Source organism: Pantoea sp. SS70, from assembly GCF_029866845.1.
GTDB classification, from domain to species: Bacteria; Pseudomonadota; Gammaproteobacteria; order Enterobacterales; family Enterobacteriaceae; genus Pantoea; species Pantoea leporis.
Map to the genome: position 1 here is coordinate 3,741,893 of NZ_CP117199.1, position 12,609 is coordinate 3,754,501.

The following is a 12,609-nucleotide window of genomic DNA, read 5'->3' on the forward strand; positions in this document are numbered from 1 at the left end:
CTGACAACGTTAGGCGGTACCACCTACGGTGATTTTATCCAGCTTCAGCGTTGGCTGACCCACGCCAACCGGTACGCTTTGTCCCTCTTTACCGCATACGCCGACGCCTTTATCCAGCGCCAGATCGTTGCCGACCATCGAGATCTGCTGCATCGCTTCGATGCCGGAGCCAATCAGCGTGGCGCCTTTCACGGGCGTCGTCACTTTGCCGTTCTCGATCAGATAAGCTTCTGAGGTGGAGAACACGAACTTGCCGGACGTAATATCAACCTGGCCGCCGCCGAAGTTTGGCGCGTAAATGCCGTACTCTACGCTTTCGATGATATCTTGCGGCGTCGATTTGCCTGCCAGCATGTAAGTGTTGGTCATGCGCGGCATTGGCAGGTGCGCGTAAGATTCACGGCGACCATTGCCAGTTGGATTGACGCCCATTAGGCGCGCATTCAGCTTGTCCTGCATGTAGCCTTTCAGCACGCCATTTTCGATCAGCATGTTGTACTGGCCCGGCACGCCTTCATCATCGACCGCCAGCGAACCGCGCAGACCTTCAATGGTGCCATCGTCAACCACGGTACACAGCTCTGAAGCCACCAACTGGCCCATTTTGCCGCTGAATACCGATGTCGCACGACGGTTGAAGTCACCTTCCAGACCATGTCCAACTGCTTCGTGCAGCAGCACACCCGGCCAACCTGCGCCCAGCACCACCGGCAACATGCCAGCGGGTGCCGCCACGGCGGAGAGATTGACCAGCGCCATGCGCACCGCTTCGCGCGCCCAGGCATCGGCACGCACATCACCGCTCTCATCAGCGAGGAAGAATTCATAACCGGTACGCGCACCGCCGCCGCTTGAGCCACGTTCGCGTTTACCCTGATCTTCCACTTGCACGCTGATGGAAAGACGCACCAGCGGACGAATATCTGCGGCCAGCGTGCCGTCAGTTGCGGCTACCAGCACCTGTTCGTAAACACCGCTCAAGCTGGCATTCACTTCCTGCACACGTGGATCGGCAGCACGCGCCACTTTATCAACACGGTGCAGCAGGGCAATTTTGTCTTCGCGCGTCAGGCTATCCAGCGGATTAACGGGCGCATACAACGAACGGTTCAGCACCGCCGATAAGGTATGCGCTTTGCCGTTGCCTTGTTCACGCACAATGCTGCGCGCCGCTTCAGACGACTGACGCAGTGCATTCAGGGAAATCTGGTCAGCGTAGGCGAAACCGGTTTTCTCACCGCTCACGGCGCGGACGCCCACGCCCTGATCGATATGGTAAGAACCATCTTTAATAATTTTGTCTTCCAGCACCCAGGATTCGTGGAAACTGGACTGGAAATAGAGATCGGCATAATCCAGACGACGTTCTGAAAGCTGCCCTAACAGGGAATAAAGGTCCTGCTGATTAATGCTGTTCGCAGTTAGCAACTGCTCACTTACCAGATTCAGAGTCATCGTTTCTCACTCATTATGTGCTCGGATAGTCATAGCCTGCGGCAATTACCCGACGGCGTCAAATTCACTTCTTCTCGTCTTCGCGCGGTTTGCGCAGTACTTCATTGATTTCCGGCTTATCCAGCGGTCCGCTGATGTGGTAGCGCAACAGTGAAATCTTATTCCACAGCGGTCCCAGCACTTTGCTGGCGGCGAAGACCGCAGCACCGACCACCGGATTGATGACGAATGCAGTGGCGACGCCAACCGACGCGGAGATTTCCGGGGCGACCACCGCTTCCATGTCGATCTGACGCTTCACCAAATCGATGTTGCCCTTCATGGCGATATCCGCTTCCAGGCCATCCACCAGCAGGTTATCGGTACGCATCACACCGTTTTCAATCCACGCGGTGCCGTTGATCGAATCGAAATAGAAACCGTCACTAAAGGTGTCGCTGAAATCGAAGCGCATCTTCCGTAGCAAGGCATCAAAGCTAAACAGACGCAGCAACTGCCCGGCGCGGCCGGTGTTCACATCGGCGATCTGACCTTTGCCAAAGTGGGTTTTCAGCGTACCGCTTAGCGTCTCTTCCGATGGCTGCCACGGCGCAGAACGCCAGTGCAGATCGTAATCGAGTTTAAACGGTGCATCGCGCAGCGGCGTATTCATGCCAAACCAGTTAGCCGCGTCATTGATGTTGTCGCCGCTCAGGCTGCCCTTCAGCGAAGTGCGCTGATCGCCGGGTTTATTCACCCATTCACCCGTCACGTTCAATTTTGAGCTGCCAGAATCAATCGAGGCGTTAGTAAGTGCTAACGTATCGCCTTGCGGCTGTAGCTTCGCCTGCATATGGCCAAACTTCTGTCCGCGAATCCAGCACTCATCACAGTTGAGCTGCAACGCTGGCCAGCTGCTGAAGTTGATGTTGCTGCTGTTGCCGCCAAACGGCGATGATTTTCCATCGCTTTTCTCAGCCCATTCAGGATTGTAGTAAAGATAGCTCAGGTTGATCTGCCATGGAGAGCGCTGCGCCGTCTGCAAACTGCCACGTGCTTCACGGCTCTCCAGCTGCAAGTGGGTATTGCCGGCTGGCCCCTGCGTAACGGTAGCGTTAACGTCGTGCCATTGCTGACCACCAAGCGTCAGCGCCGGTGTGCGCAGAATAAAGTCGCCCGGCAGCGCCGCGCCGCCCACTTCCGGCTCGCCCTGAGCGTTACGCGCACTGCCCGCGCCAGCCATCATCCCCATCCAGGCTTCGCCATCCAGCGGCGGGAGATTCAGCTCCATGCCGCGCTTCTCGGGCAGCTTCGGTGTGCTTTTCGCATCATTCAGCCAGATCCCGCGATCAACGCGCAGCTGCGGCTCCAGAATCCAGCGGCTATTGAAACGATGGCGCTCGCGCACGCTGCCGCTCAAGGTAAAGCCTTTCAGATCGCCATCCGCGTTGATGGTAATCGGCATCGCTTCACCAGCCGCTTTATCCAGCGGTGCTGGTAAGTGACTGCTTACTGCTTTGCCCTCGCCTTGCAGTGCCACTTTGTAGGTTGCGCCGCCTTTATGCGGCAGCGTGATATCCACATTGCCCTGCCACGGTAAAGAACCGTTTAACTGACGCGTGATGGCATCCGGCAGCACCTTGAGTTTACCTGGCTGCCAATCGCCCAGCAGTTTGACGTTCACGCCAAAATCATTGGGATTCTCTTTCGTGCTGAAACTCACGCCGGTTGGCTGTCCGAACCAGTTGGCCTGCAGCTCTTCACTCTCCAGATTGCCGTTATTGTAACGGAAGCGGCCGGTGAGATTGTTCAGCGTGGTATTTAACGGCTTGATATGCAGGCTGTTGTTGTTCAGCATCACATTGCCGCTGGCGTGCACCTGCTCGCCATCCAGTGGAATATCAAGATTCAACGTGCCGCGCACATTGCCGCCAATCTGTAGCTCCTGCAGCGCCGCGCCGAGCGTCGGTTTCAGCGGTGTTTGCTCGAAATAGTCAGCGATTTTTTTGCCTTCGCCGCTGATATCGCCATCGATGATCAACTTCTCTTTTAGGTAATCCGGGATCACCGCGCTGACGTTGCGCGCATCAACCTCGCCGAGCCTGGTTTTATCGGCTTTCATCCACAAACCGTTGTTGAGGAAGTCGAGATTGATGTCGAGGTTTTCCAGCGCTGGCCAGCCGGGCTGGAACTGGAAGGTGGCATTGCGCAGCGGAACCCAAACTTCAAACATGCCGTCATTGTGTTTGAACGGGAACAGCGAGGGATCGCCAGCAAACAGCAGCGTGGCGTTATCCACCTGCCCGCCTTTAATCGCGTCACTGAGATAGTGAGTAAGATCGTGGCCCATCAGCTGCTGCGGGAAATAACGCCACGCATCGCCAGCATCGGTAACGCGAATTCCGGCGAGAATATCGAGGCGCGGCGCGCTACCCAAATTCTGCTGGTAGCGGAAATCGCCGCGTGCCCACAGCGAACGGGCCTGCACATCCAGCTGATGTCCATCCAGCGTTAAGCCGTTAGCATCGCGCAGCCAGTTGAGCTGGCCAGTGATCTGTTTAATCTGCAGCGGAGCCTGGAACATATCGCCGTACGGTACTTCCGCCTGGCCCATCGCCACATCCAGCAAGCCGTTGTTTAAGCTACCGCTGGCGCTCCCGCTGAGATTGCTGATACCCGGCAGTAATTCCCACTGTTGCCAGGCGAGATCGCGCCATTTCACCTGCAAACGCGTTTGCTCAGGCTGCTGCAGCGGGATATCCAGCGCCAGCGCATCAATGTGGCCGCGCGGCTGTAGCGCACGCCAGTTATCCAGCAAGGTTGGGGAAAGCGGTGCAAACAGCGGAACGACGGGCGCCAGACGTTCTAAATCCAGCTGCGTGGCACGCACGCGCATCTCCGGCGCACTGTTGGCGCCGAGCATCTGCTTATCTTCCGGCTTCCACAGCAGGGAAAAATGTCCTGGCGCCCATGCGATGCCATCCGTTCTCAAGCGGGTTTGCGGTACCGAAAGGCTCCAGCCATTCTGGTAGCGCGACAAGTGCGCGGTTAAGCCATCAACCTCTAATTGATGATCGCCCTGCTCGCCGCGCCAGCGCGCGCCACCTTTGCTCAACAGCAAATCACCGGCGTAGAGATCGCCATCGCGCAAATTCGCCCACGCGGCCAGACTGAAGCGCGCGCTTTCAAGGCTGGTGTTATCACGCAGCCACGGACCAATCCACGGTCGCACATCCACATCATCGGCCTGCATCCAGATGCGGCCATCGCTGAGTAAACCGTTGCTGTCGTTGAGATCGAGCCTCACCTGCACCACGCCATGCTGGCCGGTAAAACTGGAGAGGCTCACTTCGCCCTCGGCGCGGTGACGGGTATTTTCGTTCAGCCAGGTAAGGCGTGGAATCGCCAGTTCAGCATGCTGGCCGGACGGCGTCAGAAAACGGATGCTGCTGTCGCGCAGATCGAAGTGATCGAACTGACGCAAAAACAGATCGTTAATTTGCGCCGGTTTGAAGCTGTTCTTCTGTTCGTCACTGGTGAACAGCGGATGGTTGGTTTCGAGATGCAGCTGCCAGAAGGTGAGATCGCGGAATTGCCAGCGCCAGTGCAGCAGCGATTGCCACACATTGAGCGCCAGATTGACGCGGCCGATGGTCAGTTGCCCATCTTCCTGCATCGCGACGTTGAGATTGCGCATCTGCAGCGTCGGGCCAAAATTCTCCCATTTGCCCTGCAGTTCGCTGGCCGTCACCGTGACGCCGCTGACGCGTGAGATCGTCTGCAGAATATCGCTGCAATAACTGTTGAGGTGCGGCATCACGAGGCGCAACCCGCTGACCAGCAGCGCCACAATTACGATGATTGCGGCGAGCAGCAGTAACAAAATCCTCGGCAACCGCCTCACACACCTCTCCTTGCTGTCCGTTGGCTTGCGGAACTCAACCTCAAAATCACATCATGACGACATCAAACTGCTCTTGGGTATAGAGCGGTTCAACATGAACTTTGACCTGTTTCCCGACGAAAATCTCCACTTCCGCCAGCGCGTGTGACTCTTCGCCCTTCAGCGCGTCGCCCACCGCCGGGGAAACGTACACCAGGAAACGGTCGGAATCGTAGGCGTGATGCACGCGCACAATTTCACGCATGATCTCATAGCAGACGGTTTCCACCGTTTTCAAGGTGCCGCGCCCTTTACACACCGGGCAATCGGCGCACAGCACATGTTCAATACTTTCACGCGTGCGTTTACGCGTCATCTCCACCAAACCGAGCGCCGAGAAACCATTGATGCCGGTTTTCACCCGATCTTTGCTCAGCGCGCTCTCCAGCGAATGCAGCACGCGGCGGCGATGCTCGTCGTTACTCATGTCGATGAAATCGATAATGATGATGCCGCCGAGGTTGCGCAGTCGCAGCTGACGCGCGATCGCTTGCGTCGCTTCAATGTTGGTGTTGAAGATGGTCTCGTCGAGATTGCGGTGTCCGACAAACGCGCCGGTGTTGATATCCACCGTGGTCATGGCTTCGGTTTGATCGATAATCAGATAGCCGCCGGACTTCAGCTCGACCTTACGCTCCAGCGAACGCTGGATTTCGTTCTCAACGTCGAACAGATCAAAAATCGGCTGTTTGCCGCTGTAAAGCTCCAGCTTGCTGGCCATTTCCGGAATATATTCGCTGGTGAATTCCACCAGCAAATCGCAGGTCAATCGTGAATCCACGCGAATGCGATCCAGCGCGGCACCGGCGAAATCTCGCAGTACGCGCTGCGCTAACGCCAGCTCACCGTACAGCAGACAGCGCGTCTGATTACGCTTTTTACGCTCGCTGACTTTGGTCCACAAACGTTTCAGGAAAGCGGCATCCTGCGACAACTCTTCTGAACCAATGCCTTCCGCAGCGGTACGAATAATAAAGCCGCCGAGATCGTCACAGTGCGCTGCAACCACCGTTTTCAGTCGTTCACGCTCGGCTTCGCTCTCAATACGCTGCGAGACGCCGACGTGTGACGCGCCAGGCATAAACACCAGATAGCGCGAGGGCAAAGTAATGTCGGTGGTGAGGCGCGCGCCTTTAGTGCCCAGCGGATCTTTCACCACCTGCACCATCAGATCCTGGCCGGGACGCACCAGCTCGCCAATGTCGCGCACTACAAAATTTTTCTTCTCATCACCCGCCACGCACTCGGTGTGCGGCATGATGTCGGAAGCGTGCAGAAAGGCGGCTTTTTCCATGCCGATATCGACAAAGGCCGCCTGCATGCCAGGTAAGACGCGACTGACGCGTCCTTTATAGATGTTGCCCACGATGCCACGTCGTGCTTCACGCTCAATGTGGATTTCCTGCAGAATGCCGCCATCAATATAGGCAACACGGGTTTCTGAAGGTGTCACATTTACCAGCAGTTCAGCCGTCATCTTGTCCCCTTAACGCCCGCAGTGACTGAAAATGACTCAGCAGCTCACCGGTCTCAACCAGCGGCAATCCCACCACGGCGTGATAACTTCCATTAATCTTGCGGACAAAATTGCCGCCAAGGCCCTGAATTCCGTACGCGCCGGCTTTATCCATCGGCTCGCCACTGGCAATATAGTGCGAAATTTCCTCCGCCGTCATCGTGCGGAAGGTCACGTCCGTGGTCACCAGACAATCCAGCTCACGCTGCGTATCGGCCAGCGCCACCGCGGTCATCACCTGATGAGTTTGTCCCGACAGCTTGCTCAGCATCGCGGCGGCGTGCGCGGCATCCTGCGGTTTTTCCAGTACTTCACCGTTCAGCACCACGATGGTATCAGCACCCAGCACCGGCAGATCCTGCGGTGCCACCGCGACGCCCGCGCGCGCCTTATCCGACGCCAGACGACGCACGTAAGCGTCAGCCGCTTCTTCAGGCTGACGCTGCTCTTCTACGTGGGTAATCAGGCGTTCAAATTGCAGACCAAGCTGCGTTAACAGCTCACGTCGACGCGGTGAACCGGATGCGAGGTACAGGCTTATCATAGTATTCCTTACTGAACAGCGAATTGACGGCGAATCTTTCTCATCAATAAGAATAGCCAGGGCCACAGGACGCCGTCGACCACGCTACTCCAGAAGATTTCCGGGCGGAAAGAGACGTTGATCACCAGGAATTCTGCCCAGAAAACAATCACATCCACCGCAAGGGACAGCACCATAACCATTAATGCCTGCTGCCACAACGCTAAGTTTCGGAATAACTGAAATTTAAAGGCCACCAGATACGCGATGATGCTAAAGGCTAATGCGCGCACGCCCAGCGTTGAACCCGCCACCAGATCCATAATGGCACCAAGACAAAAACCGGTGCCAACATTCACCCGATGCGGCAGCGCCAGCACCCAATAAATGAGGATCAGCAATAGCCATGATGGCCGGAACATATAGATCTGTTCCGGCCACGGCATGATTTGCAGGATGAGGGCAATCAGAAAGGACAGCCAGATAACCCATCGGCCCTGGCTGCGATATCGACTCAAGGCTGGCCTCCGCGTGTGTTCGCAGAATTCCCTTGCGAACGACTGCTGTTAGCGGGTTGCGGTGGCCCCATTTGCTGCGAAGACTGCAAAGTATCCGGTGCCGGTGGGCCCATTTCGCCTGCTGGCGGCAGCACCTGCGGCATCATCTGCATTAAACGTTCGTTGGCCACGCGATGCACTTCGTCCGGTGCCATCGGTGCGACGCCGTTGCGATCCGCACCCCACAGCAGCAGCAGATAGCGCAATCGCTGTAAGCCAGCGGCTGGACGCGCCTGAATCACCGTGTAAGCGCGCTGTGTATCGACTTTCACCGAAGAGACCACGCCAACCGGATAACCTTCCGGGAAGCGGCCGCCCAGGCCAGACGTGACTAACACATCGCCCACGCGAATATCGGTGTTGCCCGGTAGATGCTCCAGCTGCAGATCTTCGCTGCAGCCATTACCGGCGGCTATAACACGAATATCATTACGCAGCACCTGAATCGGCAACGCATGCGACGCGTCGCAAATCAGCAGTACGCGACTGGTCACCTGACCGACCGCGACCACCTGACCGACTACACCTTTATCACTGATCACCGGCTGGCCTTCGTAAACGCCGTTTACGCTGCCTTTGTCGATAACCACCTGATCGGTATAAGGATCGGTGCCGGTGGAGATCACCTGCGTTACCATCTTGTGCTCATCCTGGCGCAGCGGCGAGCCAAGCAGTTCGCGCAGACGCGCGTTTTCCTGCTTATATTGCCCCAGCATCAGCAAGTCACTGTTTTTCAGGAAGAGCTCACGGCGCAGTGCTTTATTTTCCAGTTCCAATTGCTGACGTGACGCCAGGGTTTCGGAAACGCCATCAAGAAGTTGTCTTGGCCCGTTGGCCAAAAAATAAAATGGACTGACCGATGTGTCCAGGTAGTTGCGGATCTGGGAAAAGGAGCTCACGCGGCTATCGGCGATAATAATCGCGATAGCCACAATGACTGCCAGAAAGAGGCGCAACTGCAGGGAAGGTCCCCTGCTAAAAATCGGCTTCATAAATTCTGCGTGTTCCTCGACATCAGGGAAGAAGCGTTAGCCTAAATCACCAACGCCTCAGGGCTGGACGCATTTCGCCGTCGTGCGTTGCAGCAGCAGCGTCAGCATAGGCGCTATTCCCTGCGCAATTTGACCAGGGCCTCAGCCGTTGAGGAATTACTCCTCGCTGAACAAATCGCCGCCATGCATGTCGATCATTTCCAACGCTTTACCACCGCCGCGTGCTACGCAGGTCAGCGGATCTTCTGCCACGACTACCGGAATACCGGTCTCTTCCATCAGCAGGCGATCGAGGTTACGCAGCAATGCGCCACCTCCGGTCAGCACCATACCGCGCTCGGAGATGTCAGAGGCCAGCTCTGGCGGGCACTGTTCCAGTGCAACCATCACCGCGCTCACGATACCGGTCAGCGGTTCCTGCAGCGCTTCAAGAATCTCGTTCGAGTTCAGGGTAAAGCCACGTGGCACACCTTCTGCCAGGTTACGGCCGCGAACTTCAATCTCGTGTACTTCATCGCCCGGATAAGCAGAACCGATACCATGCTTGATACGCTCTGCAGTCGCTTCACCAATCAGTGAACCGTAGTTGCGGCGAACATAATTAATGATAGCTTCATCGAAGCGGTCACCACCAATACGCACAGAAGAGGAGTAAACCACGCCGTTCAGCGAGATCACTGCTACTTCAGTGGTACCACCACCGATATCCACCACCATAGAACCGGTTGCTTCAGAAACCGGCAGACCTGCACCAATCGCCGCCGCCATTGGCTCTTCAATCAGGAACACTTCGCGTGCGCCTGCACCCTGTGCAGATTCACGGATGGCGCGACGCTCAACCTGGGTCGCACCCACCGGTACGCAGACCAGCACACGCGGGCTTGGACGCATAAAGCTATTGCTATGCACTTGCTTAATGAAGTGCTGCAGCATTTTTTCGGTAACGAAGAAGTCGGCGATAACGCCATCTTTCATAGGACGGATAGCAGCGATGTTGCCCGGCGTACGGCCCAGCATCTGCTTAGCGTCATGACCGACAGCCGCTACGCTCTTTGGGGAGCCGGCACGATCCTGACGAATGGCAACCACAGAAGGCTCGTTTAACACGATGCCTTGTCCTTTCACGTAAATCAGGGTATTCGCGGTACCCAGGTCAATGGACAAGTCATTGGAAAACATGCCACGAAATTTTTTAAACATACTAAGGGATAATCCTGCAAGCTGGGGGCGGAAAATAAAATCCGCCTACTTTACCAACCACGCGAAGCCGCTACAAGGCGCAAAAACGTTCGGCTTCGGTGAAAAAATACGCTGAATACTTTTTTGGCCTGATCGTAGGGTCTTTTGCCGCAGTTAAATGGCGTTAATACGCCGTTTTAACCTAAATTGCCCCGGCGCTAGCCGGCGAATTTCGACATAAAATCTAACATTTCCAGCCGCCAGCATCGCGCGCTCCGGCACTAATAAGCGATAAAAACAGCCATCAGCCTGCACTTCGCGCGCTGAAGGTCTAAATTCGATAACGTTGCGAATGTTTCTTTACATTACTGTTGACCGGCAACGAAGGCGCAAAGAAATCGCCCTGCCCGCCCGAAACACCTAATCCCGACAGCGTTTGCCACTCCGCGCGTGTTCGCACACCCGCGGCGAAAACTTGAGTTGGCGATGACTTACACACTTCCAGCAAGCTCTGCACAAACAGCTGGTTCTCGGTGCGTCGTTCAATATTGCGTACCAAACCCGGCGCAAGTTTAATCACTTCTATCGGGAATTGTTTGATATAAGCGCTGCTCACCACCGTCAAACCAGCCTGATCCACCGCAATGCGACAGCCAAATGCGGTTAACATGTGAAAAACCGGCACTAAACGGCTGATGTGTTGACAAACGTCGGCCTCAGCAAGTTCAAATAAAAAACGTTTTCTTTGCGATTTGCTGCACTGTAGCAGCAGTTTTTGCAGCCAGCGCTGAAAAGGCCGCTGCAACAGCGAATCAATATTCACGGGAAGTGCCAGAGTTTCATCCGGCCACACTTCCGAAAGCGCCGCGATGCGCGTCACCAGTTGACGATCCCAGCTGTCAGTCATACCCAGCTGCAATACCAGCGGCATAAACTCAGCCGACACCACTTCTTTGTCGCCATCAAACACACGCGTCAGTAATTCACGATGATGGACTTTTCCATCCAGCAACACCGCCGGCTTTTGGTACAGTCGCGGACCACCACGATTGAGCGTGTTCTCCAGCAAGGTCCGCCAGCGCACACTGCCGCGCCCCATATCCAGCGTATTGCCTTCGCCAACCGACCAGCTATTACCGCCCTGCAATGCCGCACGCCGCGTAGCCATCTCCACATTTTCCATCACCTGCGACACGCTCTGACCGCTGCGCCACGCGCTGATGCCGATGTGGATCAAATCATCACGATCGACCATGCGCATCGGCGGCAGTGAATCGACGGCATTAATCAGTTGATCGGCAATGCTGTTGGCTTCTTTTAAAGTGCGATGCGGCAGCAAGACGGCGAAATCACTGCGGAAATATCGCGCCAGCAGCGCGCCCGGATAGCGCAGCACAAAGGTCGACAGCATATTAATCAAATCAAACAGATACTCTTCCACCAGCGTTGGGCCGAGGGTTTCGTGCAGCATATCGAGGTCCGGCAGACGCACCATCATCACCACGCCGTGCGTGCCGACATCTTCCTGATCTTCCAGCAACGTCGCCAATTGGTTATCAAAGAACAAACGATTGTTCAGGCCGGTACGCGGATCTTGCGCCGCAAAGGTGCGAATTAAGGTATCGATGCGTAAACGCTGCTCGCCCGCTTCCTGCAGATCGCCCAGCAGCGCATCGATGGCGCGACTGGCTTTCGGCGGCCATTCCGCCGCATGGTCACCCTGCGAATGACGTTCACCGGTCAGAATGCGATCGGCGCGCGCTTCTAACTGTTCCATATCCTGCCAGCGCCGCTTGAGCCAGCGATTGGTCATGACCAGCAGCACGCACATGATCGCGACGACCGTAAACAGGACCACCAGCGTATAAGTGCCGGTAAAGGAGCGAAACAGGGTTTTGGCCGGATCCAGCGCCACTACGCGCAGTTCGAGGCCCGGCGAATGCGTCAGGGGCAAATCGAACTGCACAAAGCGATTAGGCTCATCTTCTAACATCGGATTTTCATGGCGGGCTAAACTGAACACTAACGTATCGCCGTTCAGCAGTTGCACCTGTTCGGCATTGACCACCGGCATCATGCGCGTCAGCCACTGCGTGATTTCCTGCGGCGATTGTGAAGCCAGTGCTTTATCCACTTCAGTCGCCAGCGTTTGCATCCGCGTTTCTACGCGCTGCTGCGATAGCCAGATAAAACTAAAAGCGCAGCCCACCAGCATCAATATCATCGCCAGTAAACTTAATAAGGTAATAAACGCAGAAAATTTAGTTGTTAATCGCATCCCTGTGCCTGCATCACTGCGGTTATGAACGGTGTTAATCCGTCGGCGCCACGCTTACCCCTGGCGCAAACCTGAGCAAAATAGCACAAATCAAGGTGTGATTCAGCGCCAGACTGGCATCAAAATCGCACATAACACAGCATGATAAGCGCTACGGCGCGAGTATAGCGTTAAACCGTGATGGCCT

General features: G+C 55.9%; 8 protein-coding genes. All 8 read right to left on the reverse strand.

The window, feature by feature from the left end:
- Positions 1 to 9 precede the first annotated feature (9 nt).
- On the reverse strand, positions 10 to 1,455 hold the full coding sequence (gene tldD, locus PO881_RS17185; protein ID WP_110867445.1) for a metalloprotease TldD: 1,446 nt from the start codon (positions 1,453 to 1,455) through the stop codon (positions 10 to 12).
- A 64-nt stretch (positions 1,456 to 1,519) separates the two neighbouring features.
- Complete coding sequence (gene yhdP / locus PO881_RS17190; RefSeq protein ID WP_280172141.1) at positions 1,520 to 5,338, reverse strand: AsmA2 domain-containing protein YhdP; 3,819 nt, start codon at positions 5,336 to 5,338, stop codon at positions 1,520 to 1,522.
- A 46-nt stretch (positions 5,339 to 5,384) separates the two neighbouring features.
- On the reverse strand, positions 5,385 to 6,854 hold the full coding sequence (rng, locus tag PO881_RS17195; protein WP_101762841.1) for a ribonuclease G: 1,470 nt from the start codon (positions 6,852 to 6,854) through the stop codon (positions 5,385 to 5,387).
- Positions 6,844 to 7,437: a Maf family protein gene (locus tag PO881_RS17200; RefSeq protein WP_101762840.1), complete on the reverse strand. Its 594-nt coding sequence runs from the start codon at positions 7,435 to 7,437 to the stop codon at positions 6,844 to 6,846. Before PO881_RS17200 ends, rng begins: the two co-directional genes overlap by 11 nt.
- A gap of 8 nt (positions 7,438 to 7,445) precedes the next feature.
- On the reverse strand, positions 7,446 to 7,934 hold the full coding sequence (gene mreD / locus PO881_RS17205) for a rod shape-determining protein MreD (RefSeq protein WP_101762839.1): 489 nt from the start codon (positions 7,932 to 7,934) through the stop codon (positions 7,446 to 7,448).
- A complete protein-coding gene (mreC, locus tag PO881_RS17210; RefSeq protein ID WP_008101989.1) occupies positions 7,931 to 8,965 on the reverse strand; it encodes a rod shape-determining protein MreC in 1,035 nt (344 codons plus the stop codon). The genes mreD and mreC overlap by 4 nt, the downstream gene beginning before the upstream one ends.
- A gap of 156 nt (positions 8,966 to 9,121) precedes the next feature.
- Positions 9,122 to 10,165, reverse strand: a complete 1,044-nt coding sequence (gene mreB / locus PO881_RS17215) for a rod shape-determining protein MreB (RefSeq protein WP_007891976.1) — start codon at positions 10,163 to 10,165, stop codon at positions 9,122 to 9,124.
- A 310-nt stretch (positions 10,166 to 10,475) separates the two neighbouring features.
- A complete protein-coding gene (gene csrD, locus PO881_RS17220) occupies positions 10,476 to 12,422 on the reverse strand; it encodes an RNase E specificity factor CsrD (protein WP_277974161.1) in 1,947 nt (648 codons plus the stop codon).
- Positions 12,423 to 12,609 lie beyond the last annotated feature (187 nt).